At 72.4% G+C, this 18865-nt stretch carries 16 protein-coding genes; 13 read left to right on the top strand and 3 right to left on the bottom strand.

Annotated elements, in window-relative coordinates:
* Positions 1-4 precede the first annotated feature (4 nt).
* The 13 genes from nuoI to rarD all read left to right on the top strand — a co-directional run bounded on the left by nuoI (position 5) and on the right by rarD (position 15450).
* On the top strand, positions 5-589 hold the full coding sequence (nuoI, locus tag ACQRUO_RS01430; RefSeq protein ID WP_428313785.1) for an NADH-quinone oxidoreductase subunit NuoI: 585 nt from the start codon (positions 5-7) through the stop codon (positions 587-589).
* A complete protein-coding gene (locus tag ACQRUO_RS01425; protein ID WP_428313784.1) occupies positions 586-1449 on the top strand; it encodes an NADH-quinone oxidoreductase subunit J in 864 nt (287 codons plus the stop codon). The genes nuoI and ACQRUO_RS01425 overlap by 4 nt, the downstream gene beginning before the upstream one ends.
* The gene (gene nuoK / locus ACQRUO_RS01420; protein ID WP_327068437.1) at positions 1446-1745 is read left to right on the top strand and encodes an NADH-quinone oxidoreductase subunit NuoK; all 300 of its coding nucleotides are present in this window, start codon (positions 1446-1448) and stop codon (positions 1743-1745) included. The genes ACQRUO_RS01425 and nuoK overlap by 4 nt, the downstream gene beginning before the upstream one ends.
* A gap of 8 nt (positions 1746-1753) precedes the next feature.
* Complete coding sequence (nuoL, locus tag ACQRUO_RS01415) at positions 1754-3649, top strand: NADH-quinone oxidoreductase subunit L (protein ID WP_428313783.1); 1896 nt, start codon at positions 1754-1756, stop codon at positions 3647-3649.
* A gap of 31 nt (positions 3650-3680) precedes the next feature.
* Positions 3681-5300 (top strand): NADH-quinone oxidoreductase subunit M, encoded by a 1620-nt coding sequence (locus tag ACQRUO_RS01410; RefSeq protein ID WP_428313782.1) that lies wholly within the window; start codon positions 3681-3683, stop codon positions 5298-5300.
* Between the two features lie 56 nt (positions 5301-5356).
* Positions 5357-6976 (top strand): NADH-quinone oxidoreductase subunit NuoN, encoded by a 1620-nt coding sequence (gene nuoN, locus ACQRUO_RS01405; RefSeq protein WP_428313868.1) that lies wholly within the window; start codon positions 5357-5359, stop codon positions 6974-6976.
* A gap of 218 nt (positions 6977-7194) precedes the next feature.
* Positions 7195-8205, top strand: coding sequence for a polyprenyl synthetase family protein (locus tag ACQRUO_RS01400; RefSeq protein ID WP_428313781.1), 1011 nt, complete (start codon positions 7195-7197; stop codon positions 8203-8205).
* A 62-nt stretch (positions 8206-8267) separates the two neighbouring features.
* On the top strand, positions 8268-8927 hold the full coding sequence (locus ACQRUO_RS01395) for a response regulator transcription factor (protein ID WP_428313867.1): 660 nt from the start codon (positions 8268-8270) through the stop codon (positions 8925-8927).
* Between the two features lie 258 nt (positions 8928-9185).
* Complete coding sequence (locus ACQRUO_RS01390) at positions 9186-11180, top strand: 2-oxoacid:acceptor oxidoreductase subunit alpha (RefSeq protein ID WP_428313780.1); 1995 nt, start codon at positions 9186-9188, stop codon at positions 11178-11180.
* Positions 11173-12225, top strand: coding sequence for a 2-oxoacid:ferredoxin oxidoreductase subunit beta (locus ACQRUO_RS01385; RefSeq protein ID WP_428313779.1), 1053 nt, complete (start codon positions 11173-11175; stop codon positions 12223-12225). Before ACQRUO_RS01390 ends, ACQRUO_RS01385 begins: the two co-directional genes overlap by 8 nt.
* 103 nt (positions 12226-12328) lie before the next feature.
* Positions 12329-13261, top strand: a complete 933-nt coding sequence (gene sigJ, locus ACQRUO_RS01380; protein ID WP_428313778.1) for an RNA polymerase sigma factor SigJ — start codon at positions 12329-12331, stop codon at positions 13259-13261.
* A gap of 34 nt (positions 13262-13295) precedes the next feature.
* Positions 13296-14366, top strand: a complete 1071-nt coding sequence (locus tag ACQRUO_RS01375) for a hypothetical protein (protein ID WP_428313777.1) — start codon at positions 13296-13298, stop codon at positions 14364-14366.
* A 127-nt stretch (positions 14367-14493) separates the two neighbouring features.
* A complete protein-coding gene (gene rarD, locus ACQRUO_RS01370) occupies positions 14494-15450 on the top strand; it encodes an EamA family transporter RarD (RefSeq protein ID WP_428313776.1) in 957 nt (318 codons plus the stop codon).
* Between the two features lie 31 nt (positions 15451-15481).
* Here rarD and ACQRUO_RS01365 read toward each other — a convergent pair whose 3' ends face one another.
* The 3 genes from ACQRUO_RS01365 to ACQRUO_RS01355 are packed head-to-tail and all read right to left on the bottom strand — an operon-like array spanning position 15482 to position 18763.
* Complete coding sequence (locus tag ACQRUO_RS01365) at positions 15482-16438, bottom strand: ABC transporter permease (RefSeq protein ID WP_428313775.1); 957 nt, start codon at positions 16436-16438, stop codon at positions 15482-15484.
* Positions 16425-17450 (bottom strand): ABC transporter ATP-binding protein, encoded by a 1026-nt coding sequence (locus ACQRUO_RS01360; protein ID WP_428313774.1) that lies wholly within the window; start codon positions 17448-17450, stop codon positions 16425-16427. Before ACQRUO_RS01360 ends, ACQRUO_RS01365 begins: the two co-directional genes overlap by 14 nt.
* A gap of 2 nt (positions 17451-17452) precedes the next feature.
* A complete protein-coding gene (locus tag ACQRUO_RS01355) occupies positions 17453-18763 on the bottom strand; it encodes a LolA family protein (RefSeq protein WP_428313773.1) in 1311 nt (436 codons plus the stop codon).
* Positions 18764-18865: the final 102 nt, after the last annotated feature.

The following is an 18865-nucleotide window of genomic DNA, read 5'->3' as shown; positions in this document are numbered from 1 at the left end:
CGGGATGCCAGAGTCCGAGGACAAGCCGTCGCTGCTGGGCCCGGCCGCCGGCTTCGGCGTGACCTTCAAGGCCATGTTCAAGAAGCGGCTCACCGAGCAGTACCCGGAGCAGAAGAAGCCCACCGCGCCGCGCTTCCACGGCCGCCACCAGCTCAACCGGCACCCGGACGGGCTGGAGAAGTGCGTGGGCTGCGAGCTGTGCGCGTGGGCCTGCCCGGCCGACGCGATCTACGTGGAGGGCGCCGACAACACGGAGGAGGAGCGTTACTCCCCGGGCGAGCGGTACGGCGCGGTCTACCAGATCAACTACGCCCGCTGCATCCTGTGCGGGCTGTGCATCGAGGCCTGCCCGACCCGCGCGCTGACCATGACCAACGAGTACGAGCTGGCCGACTCCTCGCGGGCCGACCTGATCTTCACCAAGGAGCAGCTGCTGGCCGGCCTGACCGAGGGCATGGTCGCGCCGCCGCACGCGATGTACCCGGACACCGACGAGGGCGCCTACTACCGCGGTGAGGTCACCCACGCCGCCCCCGGCACCGTCACCCAGGAGAGCCACCCGCTCGACGAGCGGGAGGTGACCGCATGACCTCCACCGGCGAGGCGGTGCAGTTCTGGGTGCTCGCGGTGATCGCGGTCGGCGGTGCGCTGGGCATGCTGACCATGCGCAAGGCGGTGCACAGCGCGCTCTGCCTGGCGGCCACCATGATGGCGCTGGCGGTCTGCTACCTGGCGCAGGGCGCGGTCTTCCTGGGCGTGGTGCAGATCGTGGTCTACACCGGCGCGATCATGATGCTCTTCCTCTTCGTGGTGATGCTGGTCGGCGTCACCTCGGCGGACTCGCTCAAGGAGCAGCTGAAGGGCCAGCGGGTGGCCGCGGTGCTCTGCGGGCTCGGCTTCGGGGTGCTGCTGGTCGCCGGCATCGCCAACGCCAAGCTGGGCCACTTCACCGGGCTGGCCGAGGCCAACGCCGAGGGCAACGTGCAGGGGCTGGCCCGGCTGATCTTCACCCAGTACGTCTGGGCCTTCGAGGTCACCGGCGCCCTGCTGATCACCGCGGCGGTCGGCGCGATGGTGCTGACCCACCGCGAGCACGTGCAGCCGCCGAGCAGCCAGCGCGAGCTGGCCGCGCAGCGGGTGCGGGAGAACAAGCAGGTCCCGCCGCTGCCGGCGCCCGGCGTCTACGCCCGGCACAACGCGGTGGACATCGCGGGCCTGCTGCCGGACGGCACCATCGCCGAGGACTCGGTGATGGCCACGCTGCGCGAGCGCGGGCAGATCCGCGACGTCAGCCAGGACATGCTGCGCCGGATGGCGGAGCTGGAGAACACCACCGCCGACTGGCTGGGCCGGCCGCCCTCCGAGCGGCCGCTGCCCGCGCAGCAGCGCCCCGCGCTGGCGAAGGTGCCGGGCAAGCAGACCGAGGAGACGAGGGAGGAGGCGGAGTGAATCCGGTCAACTACCTGTACCTGGCCGCCCTGTTGTTCACCATCGGGGCCTCCGGCGTGCTGATCCGGCGGAACGCGATCGTGCTGTTCATGTGCGTGGAGCTGATGCTCAACGCCGCCAACCTGGCCCTGGTCACCTTCTCCCGGCTGCACGGCAACCTGGACGGTCAGATCCTGGCCTTCTTCACCATGGTGGTCGCGGCGGCCGAGGTCGTGGTGGGCCTGGCGATCATCGTGAGCATCTTCCGGACCAGGCACTCGGCTTCGGTCGACGACAGCAACCTGATGAAGCTGTAGGGGCCCAGGTGAACTCTCTCATCCCGCTGCTCGTCGCAGCGCCGCTGGCCGGTGCTGCCCTGCTGCTGCTCGGCGGCCGCGCGCTGGACCGTTTCGGCCACTGGCTGGGCACCTGCGCCGCGCTGCTCTCCTTCGGCTTCGCGCTCGCCCTGTTCGCCGACATGCTGGGCCGCAGCACCGACCAACGCCCGGTCGACCAGCACCTGTTCAGCTGGGTGCCGGTGGCCGGCTTCCAGGCCGACGTCTCCTTCCAGCTCGACCAGCTCTCGATGACCTTCGTGCTGCTGATCACCGGGGTCGGCACGCTGATCCACCTCTACTCGGTCGGCTACATGGCGCACGACGAGCGCCGCCGCCGCTTCTTCGCCTACCTCAACCTCTTCCTGGCCGCCATGCTGCTGCTCGTGCTGGCGGACAACTACCTGCTGCTGTACGTCGGGTGGGAGGGCGTCGGGCTCGCCTCGTACCTGCTGATCGGGTTCTGGCAGCACAAGCCCAGCGCGGCCACCGCGGCCAAGAAGGCGTTCATCGTCAACCGGGTCGGCGACATGGGCCTGTCCATCGCGATCATGCTGATGTTCGCCCAGTTCGGCAGCTTCGCCTTCGGCCCGGTCTTCGACACCGCGCACCAGGCGAGCACCGGGCGGCTGACCGCGATCGGGCTGATGCTGCTGCTCGCCGCCTGCGGCAAGTCGGCCCAGGTGCCGCTGCAGAGCTGGCTCGGGGACGCGATGGAGGGTCCGACCCCGGTCTCCGCGCTGATCCACGCGGCCACCATGGTGACCGCCGGGGTCTACCTGATCACCCGCTCGCACGCGATCTTCGACCTGGCGCCGGACGCGCAGACCGCGGTGGTCTGCGTCGGCGCGGTCACGCTGCTCTTCGGTGCGATCGTCGGGTGTGCCAAGGACGACATCAAGAAGGCACTGGCCGGCTCGACCATGTCGCAGATCGGCTACATGATCCTGGCCGCCGGCCTCGGCCCGGTCGGGTACGTCTTCGCGATCATGCACCTGGTCACCCACGGCTTCTTCAAGGCCGGGCTCTTCCTCGGCGCCGGGTCGGTCATGCACGGCATGAACGACGAGGTGAACATGCGGCACTACGGCGGCCTGCGCAAGTACATGCCGATCACCTTCGCCACCTTCGGGCTCGGCTACCTGGCGATCATCGGGTTCCCCGGGCCGTCCGGCTTCTGGTCCAAGGACAAGATCATCGAGGCGGCGTTCGCCAAGGGCGGCACCGAGGGCTGGATCCTCGGCGCGGTCACCCTGATCGGCGCCGCGGTCACCGCGTTCTACATGACCCGGGTGATGATCCTGACCTTCTTCGGCGAGAAGCGCTGGCAGCCGGACGCAGAGGGCAACGCGCCGCACCCGCACGAGTCGCCGGCCTCCATGACCGTCCCGATGATCCTGCTGGCGATCGGCTCGGTCTTCGCCGGTGGCCTGTTCGTCCTCAACGACTCCTTCCAGAACTGGCTGGCGCCGGTCACCGGGCACAGCGAGGGCAACTCCCCGCTGCCGACCGCGGCGGTCATGGCGCTGAGCATCGGCTGCATGCTGGCCGGCGTGCTGGTCGCCTACCTGGTGTACGCGCGCTCCACCGTCCCGGTCACCCCGCCGGTGGGCTCCGCGCTCACCCGGGCGGCCCGCCGCGACCTGCTGCAGGACGACTTCAACCACGCCGTCCTGGTGCGGCCCGGCTCCGCGCTCACCGCCGCGCTGGTCTTCTTCGACAGCAAGGGGCTGGACGGCTTCGTCAACGGGCTGGCCGCCACGGTCGGCGGCGCCTCCAGCCGGCTGCGCCGGGTGCAGACCGGCTACGTCCGCTCCTACGCGCTCTCCATGTTCGGCGGCACGCTGGTGCTGGTCGCCACGACGCTCCTGATGAGGTCGGTCTGATGAATCCGAAGAACCGTCAGGAGGCCCGGCGATGAGCTACCTGCTGACCACCACCTGCGCCGTCCCGGCCGCCGGGGCGATCCTCACCGCGGCGATGCCGGCCGGCACCAGCGAGGCCCGCCGGCGCACCACCAAGGCGGTCGCGCTGACCGTCGCCACCGCCACCCTGGCGCTGGCCGCGCTGGTCGCCGCCGACTTCAAGCCCGGCGGCGCCCGCTACCAGCTCACCGAGTCGCACCCCTGGATCCGCGCCTTCGGGATCAGCTTCTCGCTCGGCGTGGACGGCATCGGCGCGGTGCTGGTGCTGCTCACCGCGGTGCTGGTGCCGATCGTGATGCTGGCCTCCTGGCACGACGCGGAGCCCGAGGTGGCCGCGGACGGTGCCACCTTCGAGGGCCGCCGCCGCACCCAGGGCTTCTTCGCCCTGGTGCTGGCGGTGGAGGCGATGGTGATCGTCTCCTTCCTGGCCACCGACGTCTTCCTCTTCTACGTCTTCTTCGAAGCCATGCTGATCCCGATGTACTTCCTGATCGGCGGCTTCGGCGACCGGGTCGGCGGCGCCGAGGCGGCCCGCCAACGCTCCTACGCCGCGGTCAAGTTCCTGCTCTACAACCTGCTCGGCGGGCTGGTCATGCTGGCCGCGGTGATCGGCCTGTACGTGATCGCGAACAACCAGGGCCAGGGCACCTTCGACCTGCAGGCGCTCACCTCGGCGCTCGCCGACGGCCGGCTGGTGGTCAACCCGACCGCGGAGAAGGCGCTCTTCCTCGGCTTCTTCTTCGCCTTCGCGGTGAAGGCGCCGCTGTGGCCGCTGCACACCTGGCTGCCCAACGCGATGGGCGAGGCCACCGCCGGCACCGCGGTGCTGATCACCGCGGTGGTGGACAAGGTCGGCACCTTCGCGATGCTCCGGTTCTGCCTGGGCCTGTTCCCGCACGCGTCCAAGTTCTTCGCCCCCGCGATCCTGGTGCTCGCGGTGGTCGGGATCATCTACGGCGCGCTGCTGGCGGTGGGGCAGAAGGACATCAAGCGGCTGATCGCCTACGCCTCCATCTCGCACTTCGGCTTCATCATCCTGGGCATCTTCGCGATGACCAGCCAGGGCCAGAGCGGCGCCACCCTCTACATGGTCAACCACGGCATCTCCACCGCGCTGCTGATGCTGGTCGCCGGCTTCCTGATCTCGCGCCGCGGCTCGCGGCTGATCGCCGACTTCGGCGGGGTGCAGAAGGTGGCGCCGGTGCTGGCCGGCACCTTCCTGATCGGCGGCCTGGCCACCCTCTCGCTGCCCGGCCTGGCGCCGTTCGTCAGCGAGTTCCTGGTGCTGGTCGGCACCTTCACCCGCTACCCGGCGCTCGGCATCGTCGCCACCGTCGGGATCGTGCTCGCCGCGCTCTACGTGCTGGTGCTCTACCAGCGCACCATGACCGGCCCGGTGCGCGAGTCGGTGCGCGGCATGGCCGACCTGAAGGCGCGCGAGCTGCTGGTGGCCGCGCCGCTGATCGCGCTGACCCTGGTGCTCGGCGTCTACCCGAAGCCGCTCACCGACATCGTGAACCCGGCGGTGGCCGACACCCTCTCCCAGGTCCACCGGACCGACCCGGCCCCGGCCCACCCGGTGGCCATCCCTGCCGGAGGTGAGCAGCAGTGAGTGCCCTTCCCGTCCACGCCGTCCCCGGCGGCGCCGGGGCCGTCCACAGCCTGTGGATGACGGCGGCCGGCGGCAACTCGCCGAGCATCCCGGCCCCGCACCTGGAGTACGGCCGGCTCTCCCCGATGCTGGTGGTCTTCGGCGCGGCGCTGCTCGGTGTGCTGGTCGAGGCCTTCCTGCCGCGCCGCGCGCGTTACGCCACCCAGGTGACGCTGGCGCTTGCCGGGGTGGCCGGGGCCTTCATCGCCGTCGTGGTGCTGGCCAGCCAGGGCTACGGCACCACCAAGGCCGGCGTGCTGGCGATGGGCTCGGTGGCGCTGGACGGCCCCGCGCTCTTCCTGCAGGGCGTGATCCTGCTGGCCGCGGTGCTCTCGGTGCTGCTCTACGCCGAGCGCGGCCTGGACCCGCGCACCGAGGGCGGGCCGCTGGACGCCTTCACCGCGCAGGGCGCCGCCACCCCCGGCAGCGAGCAGGAGAGGCAGGCCACCCGGGCCGGCTTCGCCTCCACCGAGGTCTACCCGCTGACCCTGTTCGCGGTCGGCGGCATGCTGCTCTTCCCGGCCGCCAACGACCTGCTGACCATGTTCGTGGCGCTGGAGGTCTTCTCGCTGCCGCTGTACCTGCTCTGCGCGCTGGCCCGGCGGCGCCGGCTGCTCTCCCAGGAGGCGGCGGTCAAGTACTTCCTGCTCGGCTCCTTCGCCTCCGCCTTCTTCCTGTTCGGCAGCGCGCTGCTGTACGGGTACGCGGGCAGCTTCCGGCTCCCGGAGATCGCCGACGTGATCTCCGGGGTGGCGCCGTCCACTCCGGCGCTGGCGATCAGCACCCGCAACGACGCGCTGCTGCTGATCGGGCTGGCGATGCTCGCGGTCGGCCTGCTCTTCAAGGTCGCCGCGGTCCCCTTCCACGCCTGGACCCCGGACGTCTACCAGGGCGCCCCGACCCCGGTGACCGGCTTCATGGCCGCCGCCACCAAGGTGGCCGCCTTCGGCGCCTTCCTGCGGCTGTTCTACGTGGCCTTCCCCGGGCTGCGCTGGGACTGGCGCCCGGTGATGTGGGGTGTGGCGATCCTCACCATGGTGGCGGGCGCGGTCTTCGCGGTGACCCAGCAGGACGTGAAGCGGCTGCTGGCGTACTCCTCGGTGGCGCACGCCGGGTTCATCCTGACCGGCGTGATCGCCACCGACCGGCAGGGCCTGAGCGCGGTGCTCTTCTACCTGCTGGCCTACTCCTTCGTCACGCTGGGTGCCTTCGCCGTGGTCACCCTGGTGCGCGACTCCAAGGGGGAGGCGACCCACCTGTCCAGCTGGGCCGGGCTCGGGCGGCGCTCGCCGCTGCTCGCCGCGGTCTTCGCGCTCTTCCTGCTCTCCTTCGCCGGCATCCCGCTGACCAGCGGGTTCACCGGGAAGTTCGCGGTGTTCCAGGCCGCGGCCTCGGGCGGGGCGACGCCGCTGGTGATCGTCGGTGTGCTGAGCTCGGCGGTGGCCGCGTTCTTCTACATCCGGGTGATCGTGCTGATGTTCTTCTCCGACCCGCAGCCGAACGGCCCCGCGGTGGCGATCCCGAGCGTCTTCACCACCCTGGCGATCTCGCTCGGCGTCCTGGTCACGCTGGCCCTGGGTCTGCTGCCGCAGTACTTCCTGGACCTCGCGTCCAAGGCGGCCATGTTCACGCGCTGAGCCCGCGGCTGCACCACCCGCTGAGGGCCGATCAGCCGCCCGCAGCGCACCCACCGGCCGGGTCCGGGGCGGTCACCGCCCCGGGCCCGGCGCCATCTTCGCCGCGCTACCCGCACGCCCGTACAGTGATCCACTCGTGACCGGATACGCTGCTGGGGATGGCAGCGGCCGCAACAGGGACCGGACCGCATGATCGACCGGCGACAGGAGTGGTCTTCGTGACCGTCGTGGAACCCTTCGGGCTCAGCGTGCAGGACCGCGATCTGACCCGTGACGTCCAGGCCGGGCTGGAGGCGGTGGAGGCCGCCATGGCCGAGGCCGTGAAGAGCGACCTGCCGCTCGTCACCGTCACCGCGAGCCATCTGATCAAGGCCGGCGGCAAGCGGTTCCGCCCGCTGCTGGTGATGCTGGCCGCCCAGTTCGGCGACCCGACCGCCGTCGGCGTGGTGCCGGCCGCCGTGGTGGTCGAGCTGACCCACCTGGCCACCCTGTACCACGACGACGTGATGGACGAGGCCCCGGTGCGCCGCGGGGTGCCCACGGTCAACGCCCGCTGGGACAACTCGGTGGCCATCCTGACCGGCGACTTCCTCTTCTCCCGCGCCTCCCAGGTGCTCTCCGGCCTCGGCCCGGAGGCGGTCAAGATCCAGGCCGACGCCTTCGAGCGGCTGGTCACCGGCCAGATCCTGGAGACCGCGGGCCCCGGCCCCGGCGACGACCCGCTCAACCACTACCTCGAGGTGCTGGCCGGCAAGACCGGCGCGCTGATCGCCGTCTCCGGCCGGTTCGGCGCGCTGATGGCCGGAGCCGAGCCCTGGGTGGTGGAGATCCTCACCGAGTACGGCGAGAAGATGGGCCTCGCCTTCCAGCTCGCCGACGACGTGCTGGACATCGCCAGCGACGGCCACGAGTCCGGCAAGACCCCCGGCACCGACCTGCGCGAGGGCGTGCCCACGCTGCCGCTGCTGCTGCTGAAGTCGATGCCGGAGGACCCGAGCGACCCCGAGGACGCCCGGCTGCGCGAGCTGATCCAGCAGGACCTGACGGACGATCGGCTGCACGCCGAGGCGCTGCGCCTGCTGCGCCGGCACCCGGCGCTGGAGCGCGCCCGCCGCGAGACCCTGCGCTACGCCGAGGAGGCCCGCGCGCTGCTCGCCCCGCTGCCGGACTGCCCGGCCAAGGCGGCCCTGCAGGGCCTCTGCGACGCGGTGGCGATCCGTACCATGTGACGGGTCCGCGGCACCCGCGGACGCGTCCGTCGTACTGCGGCCCACCGGGGGAGAGCACCATGCTGCGCGTCGTCATCGCCGAGGATTCGGTCCTGCTGCGGGAGGGCCTGATCCGGCTGCTCACCGACCGCGGGCTGGAGGTGGTCGCCGGGGTCGGGGACGCCGCGGCGCTGATCACCACCATCGACGAGCTGGCCGCGGCCGGCACGCTGCCGGACGTGGTGGTGGCGGACGTGCGGATGCCGCCCACCCACACCGACGAGGGCGTGCGGGCCTGCGTGGAGCTGCGCGGGCGCCACCCGGAGCTGGGGGTGCTGGTGCTCTCCCAGCACGTGGAGCAGCAGTACGCCGCCGAGCTGCTGGCCGGCTCCACCCGCGGGGTCGGCTACCTGCTCAAGGACCGGGTGGCCGAGGTGCGCGAGTTCGTGGACGCGGTGGTCCGGGTGGCCGGCGGCGGCACCGCGCTGGACCCCGAGGTGGTGCAGCAGCTGCTCAGCCGCAGCCGCAAGGGCGACGTGCTGGCCGGGCTGACCCCGCGCGAGCGCGAGGTGCTGGGGCTGATGGCCGAGGGCCGGACCAACACCGCGGTGGCCAAGCAGCTGGTGGTCTCGCACGGCGCGGTGGAGAAGCACGTCAGCAACATCTTCCTCAAGCTGGGCCTGGCGCAGAGCCCCGAGGACCACCGCCGGGTGCTCGCGGTGCTCACGTACCTGAACTCCTGAGGGCCCGCCGCCGTACCTCCCGGTGGCCGCTTTGGTGGCCGCTCCGGTGGCTCCTCCCGGGATCCTTGCGGCGGCCCCTTCGCGCGGCCCCCGGGAGAGCGGATACCGCTGGGAGGTACGGGAATACACAGCGCCGCCGGAACGCTCTAGTTACGGCTCAGGGAGAAACAAGCCGCATAGGATGCGATGTGGTGCACCAGGCGGACGGGGCACACGGCTCACGCCCGCGGCTGGTACCCCTGAGGGAGGTTCGCGGCAGTGACCAGCGAGGTCGATCAGGCAGAGGCAGCGAGCGGCGGCCCGGACGCGCCGAACGGCCGCCTGGCACCAGACGCCCCCAACGGGACCAGGTCATCCGGACCGACCGGCGGCACCGAGCCGGGCGGGCGGGCCAAGCCGATCCGCCGGGTGGACCGGGTGATCATCCGCTTCGCCGGCGACTCCGGCGACGGCATGCAGCTCACCGGCGACCGCTTCACCTCCGAAACCGCCTCCTTCGGCAACGACCTCTCCACCCTGCCGAACTTCCCGGCCGAGATCCGGGCCCCGCAGGGCACCCTGCCCGGCGTCTCCAGCTTCCAGCTGCACTTCGCCGACCACGACATCCTCACCCCGGGCGACGCGCCCAACGTGCTGGTGGCGATGAACCCGGCCGCGCTCAAGGCCAACCTGCCCGACCTGCCGCACGGCGCGGAGATCATCGTCGACACCGACGAGTTCACCAAGCGGGCGCTGGCGAAGGTCGGTTACGGTGCGGACCCGCTGGCCGACGGCTCGCTGTCGGGCTACCACCTGCACAAGGTGCCGCTGACCACGCTGACCCTGGAGGCGCTCAAGGAGAGCGGCCTGGCCCGCAAGGACGCCGAGCGGGCGAAGAACATGTTCGCGCTGGGCCTGCTCTCCTGGATGTACCACCGTCCCACGCACGGCACCGAGTCCTTCCTGCGCACCAAGTTCGCCAAGAAGCCGGCCATCGCCGAGGCCAACATCACGGCGTTCAAGGCGGGTTGGAACTTCGGGGAGACCACCGAGGACTTCGCGGTCTCCTACGAGGTGCTGCCGGCCAAGCTGCCGGCGGGCACCTACCGCAACATCTCCGGCAACCTGGCGCTCTCCTACGGCCTGATCGCCGCCGCCCAGCGCGCCGGCCTGCCGCTCTTCCTGGGCTCCTACCCGATCACCCCGGCCTCCGACATCCTGCACGAGCTCTCCAAGCACAAGAACTTCGGGGTGCGCACCTTCCAGGCCGAGGACGAGATCGCCGGGATCGGCGCCGCGCTCGGTGCGGCCTTCGGCGGCTCGCTGGGGGTGACCACCACCTCGGGGCCCGGGGTGGCGCTGAAGTCGGAGACGATCGGCCTGGCCGTCTCGCTCGAACTGCCGCTGCTGGTGGTCGACATCCAGCGCGGCGGCCCCTCCACCGGGCTGCCCACCAAGACCGAGCAGGCCGACCTGCTGCAGGCGATGTTCGGGCGCAACGGCGAGGCCCCGGTGCCGATCGTGGCCCCGGCCACCGCCGCCGACTGCTTCGACGCGGCGCTGGAGGCGGCCCGGATCGCGGTCACCTACCGCACCCCGGTGATGCTGCTCTCGGACGGCTACCTGGCCAACGGCTCGGAGCCCTGGCGGATCCCGGCGATCGACGAACTGCCGGAGATCAAGCCGGAGTTCGCCACCGGCCCGAACACCCCCGAAGGCGAGTTCCACCCCTACCGGCGCGACCCGCACACGCTGGCCCGCCCCTGGGCGCTGCCCGGCACACCCGGCCTGGAACACCGGATCGGCGGCATCGAGAAGCAGGACGGCACCGGCAACATCTCCTACGACCCGGCCAACCACGACCTGATGGTCCGCACCCGCCAGGCCAAGGTCGACGGCATCACGGTCCCGCCCCTGCAGGTCGACGACCCGGACGCCACCGCCCGGGTCCTGGTCCTGGGCTGGGGCTCGACCTACGGCCCGATCACCGCCGCGGTGCGCCGGGTGCGCGCCGACGGCGGCCGGGTCGCCCAGGCCCACCTGCGCCACCTCAACCCCTTCCCGGCCAACCTCGGTGCGGTGCTCGGGAGTTACGACAAGGTCATCGTCCCCGAGATGAACCTCGGCCAACTCGCCCTGCTGCTGCGGGCCAAATACCTGGTGGACGCCCAGTCCTACAACCAGGTGCGCGGACTGCCCTTCAAGGCGGCGCAGTTGGCGGACGTGCTGTGGGCGGCGATCGGAACCCTGGACGGGAGTGCGGGCAATGAGTGAGCAGGGCGGCTTCCGTTCGCTGGAGCTGGTGCCGAAGGCCGACGCGCCGCAGAGCGCCAAGGAGTTCAAGACCGACCAGGAGGTGCGCTGGTGCCCCGGCTGCGGGGACTACGCGATCCTGGCCGCCGTGCAGTCCTTCATGCCCGAACTGGGCATCCGCCGGGAGAACACCGTCTTCATCTCCGGCATCGGCTGCTCCTCCCGCTTCCCGTACTACATGAACACCTACGGGGTGCACTCGATCCACGGCCGGGCTCCGGCGATCGCCACCGGCCTCGCCGCCTCCCGGCGCGACCTGAGCGTCTGGGTGGTCACCGGTGACGGCGACGCGCTCTCGATCGGCGGCAACCACCTGATCCACGCGCTGCGCCGCAACGTCAACCTGAAGATCCTGCTCTTCAACAACCGGATCTACGGCCTGACCAAGGGCCAGTACTCGCCCACCTCCGAGGTCGGCAAGATCACCAAGTCCACCCCGATGGGCTCGCTGGACGCGCCGTTCAACCCGGTCTCGCTGGCGCTCGGCGCCGAGGCGAGCTTCGTGGCCCGCACCATCGACTCCGACCGCAAGCACCTGACCTCGGTGCTGCGGGCCGCCGCCGAGCACCGCGGCACCGCGCTGGTGGAGATCTACCAGAACTGCAACATCTTCAACGACGGTGCCTTCGACGTGCTCAAGGACCCGGAGACCGCCGAACAGGCGCTGATCCGGCTGGAGCACGGGCAGCCGATCACCTTCGCCGACCGGGGCGTCTTCCGCGACCCGGCCACCGGCGAACTGACCGTCGCCGAGGTCACCCCCGCCAACGAGGACCGGGTGCTGGTGCACGACGCGCACGCGGCCAGCCCGGTCACCGCCTTCGCGCTCTCCCGGCTGGCCGACAACGACACCTTGCACCGCACCCCGATCGGCGTGCTGCGCAGCGTCGAACGCCCGGTCTACGACACCCTGATGGCCGATCAACTGGACGCGGCCGTGGCCCGCAGTGGCCCCGGCGACCTGGCGAAGCTGCTGGCCGGCCAGGACACCTGGACCATCGCCTGACCCACCGTCGCCACGGACGTCACCGACGCCACCGACGTCACCGCCCCGGGCCGCTCGCCACGCGATGCTTGCCCGGGGCGGTGGCGGCTGGCAGCCTGGACGGGTGATCGAGACCGACACCGAGGACCCGTTCCTGGCCAACCGGCGGCTGCTCTTCGGCACCGCCTACCGGCTGCTCGGCAGCGTCGCGGACGCCGAGGACGTGCTGCAGGACACCTGGCTCAAGTGGGCCGCCGTGGACCACGACACGGTCAACCACCCCAAGGCCTACCTGGTGCGCACGGTCACCAACCTGTCGCTCAACCGGCTCGGCTCCGCCCGGGCCCGCCGCGAGGCCTACGTCGGCCCGTGGCTGCCCGAGCCGCTGCTCACCGACCGCACCCCGGCCGACCGGCCGGCGCTCGCCCCGGACGCCGCCGAGCACGCCGAACTGGCCGACTCCGTCTCGCTGGCCATGCTGGTGGTGCTGGAGACGCTCAGCCCGCTGGAACGCGCGGTCTTCGTGCTGCGCGAGGTCTTCGACTACTCCAACGCCGAGCTCGCCGAGGCGCTGGAGCGCTCCGAGGCGGCCATCCGGCAGACCGCGCACCGGGCCAAGGCACACGTGGCGGCCCGCCGGCCGCGCTTCGACACCGACCCCGCCGAGCGCCGCCAGGCCACCGAGCGGTTCCTGGCCGCCTGCGCCACCGGCGACGCGGCCAAGGTGATGGAGCTGCTCGCCCCCGAGGTGACCGCCTGGTCGGACGGCGGCGGCGTGGTCCGCTCGGCGCTCCGCCCGCTGCACGGGCCCGACCACGTGGCGCGCTGGCTGCTCGGCGTGCTGGCCAAGCCGGAGATGGTCGGGGTGAGCCCCGAGTTCGCCTGGATCAACGGCGAGGAGTCGCTGCTCCTGGTCAAGGACGGGGTGCCGCGGGGCGCGTTCGGCCTCGACCTGCGCGACGGCGCGGTGGTCGGGATGCGCGCCCAGCTCAACCCCGAGAAGCTGCGCGGCCTCAGCGGCCCGGCCCCCTGGGAGCGGGTGACGGGCGGGGCGTAACCTCTGGGCGGAATCTCGACCTCGGGGGGAAAGCGTGCCGTACCTGTTGCTCCTGCTGGGCTGCGCGGTCGTGGTGCTGGCGGCCAGGTTGTCGATCGTGCAGCGGACCGCGCAGCGGGCGCTGGCGACGGCGGAGGAGGCCAAGCGAGTGGCCGCGGCCCGGCCGGCGGCGGCGCAGGCCAAGGCTGCCCGGGTGGTGCTGACCAAGGCGCCGGCTGCGGACCGCACCGGGCAGCTCGCGGTGCTGCACACCGACCTGGTCCAGGTGCTCGGGCGCCGGGCGGCCCAGGAGCTGCCCGCCGCGGCGCGCGCGGTGGCGGCCGCGCCGGTCAGTGCTGCGGTGCGCCCCTCGGCGGCTTCGGTGCCGCGGGACGCGGTGCCGGTGCCGGCCTCGCCGGCCGACGACGGCCTGCCGCGGCTGTCCGTCGTGTCCGGCCCGCAGGACAGGGTGACCGCGGTGCCGCAGGCCCAGCCCGGCGAGCGCTTCCACTACGCGGGCGTGCGCACCGGGCCGGGCGAGCAGGAGTTCCGCTTCGAGTGGCCGGAGCCCGGGGCGGTCGCGGTGGCGGAGGCGGTGGTCAGCACCGAGGGCCAGGCGTCCGTCACCCCGATGACCCGCACCGCGACCGCGGTGCACACCCACGACCAGTTGGTCCGTGCCACGCAGTACAGCGGCACGGTCCGCCGGCGTGCGCTGCTCACCCCGGAAGCCACCCACCTCAAGGTGGAGACCCAGGGCACCGGGCAGACCGAGTGGTCGGTGCGCCTGCTCGGTCCGAGCGAGCTGGACGAACTGGTGGACGAGCGGTCCGGAGCCGGCCGCTCGATGCTGATGGTGCGGCCGGCCAAGCCGGTGGAGCTGGTGGTGCACGCCAAGTCCCGCTCCTCCTGGACGGTGGAGTTCGTCTGCGGCTGCTGGGCGGGGCCGGCGTGCAGCTGCAAGCAACCGAAGCAGCTCAGCGGCTACGTGGCGCCGAAGGCCTTCGGCACGGGGGAGGCGATCGAGGTGCTGACGATCCCCAGGCCGGGGCTGGTGATCGTCCACGCGTACGAGGAGTCCGACCCCTGGCAGCTGAAGCTGCGCCCGCTCGGCGCCAAGAAGTGATCCCCGGCCGAGCGGTCCCTGTCCCGCCCCTGTCATGACCAAAATGCGAGAACGGAGATGACAAGACTGGGCGCTGCCCGCTACGGTCACCACGTCACACGTGCGCCGAGCGGAGGAGAGGCCTGCCATGGCATCCGAGCCCCAGGGACTCCAAAGCGAAGGCGGCCGCGGCCTCGGGCTCGGCATCGCCGCCTACGGCATCTGGGGGCTCTTCCCGCTCTACTGGCCGCTGCTCGAACCGAGCGCGTCGGGGGACATCCTGGCCAACCGGATGGTCTGGTCGCTGTGCGTCGCGGTCGCCATCCTCACCGCCCGCCGGCACTGGGCCTGGCTGCGCCCGCTGCTCCGGCAGCCCCGACGGCTGGCGCTCACCGCGCTGGCCGCCGCCGCGATCTCGGTCAACTGGGGCGTCTACATCTGGGGCGTGAACTCCGGGCACGTGGTGGAGACCAGCCTCGGCTACTTCATCAACCCGCTGGTCACCATCGGCTTCGGCGTCCTGGTGCTCAAGGAGCGGCTGCGCCGGGCGCAGTGGGCGGCGGTCGGGGTCGGCGCGCTGGCGGTGGCGGTGCTCACCGTCGGGTACGGGCGGCTGCCGTGGATCGCGCTCACCCTGGCGTTCAGCTTCGCGGTCTACGGGCTGCTGAAGAAGACGGTGGCGCTGGGCGGGCTGGAGAGCTTCGCCCTGGAGACCGCCTTCATCTTCCCGTTCGCGGTCGGCTTCCTGGTCTACCGGGCGGCCACCGGGCACGCGGTGTTCGGCCACGGCGCCGGCCACCTGACGCTGCTGATGCTGACCGGCCCGATCACCGCGGTGCCGCTGCTCTGCTTCGGCGCCGCGGCGATCCGGATCCCGCTCTCCACCATGGGCCTGCTCCAGTACCTGGCGCCGGTCTTCCAGTTCCTCTGCGGGGTCCTCTACTTCCACGAGTCGATGCCGCCGGAGCGCTGGGCCGGCTTCGCGCTGGTCTGGGCGGCCCTGGTGATGCTCACCTGGGACGCGGTGCGCCGGCTGCGCGCCGAGCGGCCGGGCGCCGTGGCGGCCCGGCCGCAGCCGGCCGCGGTGCCCAGCAGCACCCGCTGACCGGCCTTGTGCGGGAGCTGCTCAGGGTGGTTCAGGCGGTGATGTCGCGGCTGGTGAACCGGGCCCAGGCGGCCGAGCCGAAGACCGCGACGTACAGCGCCTGCAGCCCCAGGTCGCGCCAGACCCCGCTCCAGTACATCGGCTGGCGCAGCAGGTCGCCGAAGGAGAGCCAGTCGTGGGTGAAGAGCCACGGCTGGATCGCGGCGAGCTGCGGGAAGCCGTCCAGCACCTGGACGATGATCACCAGGCCGACCGTGCTCGCCATCGCCGCGATGCCGCTGCCGGTCAGCGTGGAGATGAACAGCCCGATCGCCACCAGACCGGCCAGCGAGAGCGCCACCACCGCGCAGATCAGCACCACCCGCAGCAGCGCCGCGCCCAGGCCGATGGTGTCGCCGGAGAGCAGCGTGACGTTGCCGACCGGGAAGAGGATCGAGCCGGCGATCAGCCCGGAGAGCGCCACCGCCAGGGTGGCCGCCACGCAGAAGGCCATCGCCGCCGAGAACTTCGCGGCCAGCAGCCGGGTCCGGCCGGCCGGCGCCACCAGCAGGTAGCGCAGGGTGCCGGTGGCGGCCTCGCCGGCCACCGAGTCGCCCGCCACCACGCCGACCGTCATCGGCAGGAAGATCGGCAGCGAGGTGGCCAGCGCGGTGAAGGTCAGGAAGACGCCGTTCTGGGTCACCTGGGCCAGGAAGGCCGGGCCGTTCGGGCCGTCGTGCAGGTGGCCGGTCTCGATCCGCACCACCACGCCGATCAGGATCGGCACCGCGGCCAGCACCCCGAGCAGCGCCATGGTCCGGGCCCGGCGGAAGGTGAGGGTCAGCTCGCTGCGGAACAGCGACAGGAACCCGGGCAGGGTGGCCGAGCGCGGCCCGGCCGGCGCCGCGGCGCTCCCGGCCGGCCCCGCTCCGGCCGCTGTCGCTCCGGCGGCCACCGCCACCGTCTCCGCAGTCGCCGCCGTCACCGTGTCAGCGTCAGCCCGCGACATCGAATCCCTCCCCGGTCAGTGCCACGAAGGCGTCCTCCAACGTGCCCCGCTCCACCCCGAAACCACGCACCGCGACCCCGGCCTCCACCAGGGCGGCGCACAGCCGGGGCAAGGTCTCCTCGTCCGCGGCGGTCAGCTCGCCGTCCACCCGGCCGTCGCCGATCCGCAGGTCGGTGACCCGGTGGCCGCGCAGCACCGCCACCGCCTGCTCGGTGTCCGCGGTGCGCACCACCAGGCGGCCCTGGGCCCGGGCGGCCAGCTCGGCCACCGTGCCCTGCACCACCAGCCGGCCCTTGGACATCACCGCGGCATGGCTGCAGACCTGCTCGATCTCGTCCAGCAGGTGGGAGGAGAGGAACACCGTGGTCCCCTCCGCCGCGACCTCGCGGACCAGCGCCCGGATCTCCCGCATGCCCTGCGGGTCCAGCCCGTTGGTCGGCTCGTCCAGCACCAGCAGCTCGCGCGGCTGGAGCAGTGCGGCGGCCAGGCCGAGCCGTTGCTTCATGCCGAGCGAGTAGGCCCGGGCCTTCTTGCCGGCGGCCGCGGCCAGCCCGACCCGGTCCAGCGCCTGCGCCACCCGCTGCTTGCGGGTGCGCGGGTCGGCGGTCGGGTCGGCCGAGTCGTAGCGGATCAGGTTGTCCCGGCCGGACAGGTAGCCGTACAGCGCCGGGCCCTCGATCAGGGCTCCCACCCGCGGCAGCACCCGGGCGGTGGACTGCGGCATCGGGGCGCCGAGCACCGTGGCCACCCCGGCGGTCGGCGCGATCAGGCCGAGCAGCATCCGGATGGTGGTGGTCTTGCCCGAGCCGTTCGGGCCGAGGAAGCCGAAGACGCTGCCGCGCGGCACGGTCAGGTCCAGGCCGTCCACGGCCAGCTGCCCGCCGGCGAACCGCTTGGTCAGCCCCTGGGTGCGGATCACCGGCGAGCCGCCCGAGGGGGCCGCGACGGCGGCCCCCTCGGTGGTTCCCGCCGGATCCCCCTGGACGGAGACCGCAGTGGGAGAGACGGTCATTGCTACTTCACTCCCGCCGCGGCCTGCAGCACCGGCAGGGTGACCGCGCCGGCGTAGACCCGGTTGTCGTCGGTGATCAGCACGTTGACCACCTTGGTGCTGATCAGGGTGCCGCCGGCGACCGGCTTGCCGAGCGACTTGGCCAGCTCGGCGGCGTTCGGCAGCTGCGCCCGGTTCGGGTGGCCCTTGCCGCCCTGCGGCGCCTGGCCGACCGGGCCGTTCGGGTGCGCGGTGGCGGCGGGCAGGGTGAAGGAGACCACGGTGGTCCAGTCGGTGCCGGTCACCGTGGGGGCGCTGCCGTCCTGCGGCCGCTCGCCCTTGGTGCGGTCGGCCTTGGGGTCGCCCTTGGTGTGGTCCGCCGGGCCCTGCTGGACCACGGTGGCGCCCTTCGGCGGCGTGAAGTCGAAGGTGCCGGCGCTCGGCTCGGCGAACGACACCTGGCTGAAGTGCGCGTCCAGCACGGTGCCGCCGGAGGCCGCGGTGGCCACCACGGCCAGCGGGGTGCCGGTGGCGGCGTCGACCGCGATCTTCACCTCGCCGATGGTGGAACCGGTCTGCTTCGGCTTGACGCTCAGCCGGTAGGCGTCGCGACCGGCCACCGAGGTGGTGCCGGCCACCGCGATGTCGGAGTTCGCGGCGTTGTCGGCCAGGAACTGCTGGGCGGCCTGCTCCGGGGTGACCGGCACCCCGGCCGGCAGCTGCTCCGGTGCCCGCGTCGCCGCGTCCTTGCCGGTCGCCGCGTCCTTGCCGGTCAGGTGGACCGCCTGGTCGGTGGCGCTGTCCCAGGTCCAGGCCTGGTCGCCGTTGTGGATCAGGTCGTACTCGGCCAGCGGCTCGACCAACGCCACCCGCTGCTTGTCCGGGCCGTCGGCCGCGATCCGCAGGGTGTGGTCACCGGCCAGCAGGGTGGCCAGCTTGGCCTGCGGGTCCGCGCTCGCGCCGGCACCCTGCTTGGCCTGCCCGCTGCCCCCGGCGGCCCCCGCCTCGCCGGTCACCCCGGCCAGGCCGCCGCGGCCGGCGATGTCGAGCAGCTCACTGGGCACCCCGAGGTCGGTGGAGACCTGCACGGTGCCGCTGAGCTGCTGGGTCCGGTCCGACAGCACCTTGGTGACCAGCTGCTGCGCGGTCACCTGAGGCAGCGTCGGATCCCCCGGGCTGGCCAGCGCCGGCACCACGGCGATCCCGGCCGCGGCGACGGCGGCGATCGCCACCGGCACCAGCACCCGGACCGCGGTGCGGCGCCGGGCGTTGTAGGGGGTGCCGAGCGGCTCCTCTGGCGGCTGCTCGTCGAATCCGGCGTAGGTGGTCGTCATGGTGTCAGCCCCTCCGGTAGCACTCGAAGTCGTGCTCTGTCGCTCGGTCGTGAGCGCCCTGTCGTGCTCTGTCGTGCTCTGTCGTGCGTCTTCCCTGTGACG

This window comes from Kitasatospora sp. LaBMicrA B282 (genome assembly GCF_050325825.1).
Taxonomy (GTDB): Bacteria; Actinomycetota; Actinomycetes; order Streptomycetales; family Streptomycetaceae; genus Kitasatospora.
This window is presented reverse-complemented; position numbering and strand designations above follow the sequence as displayed.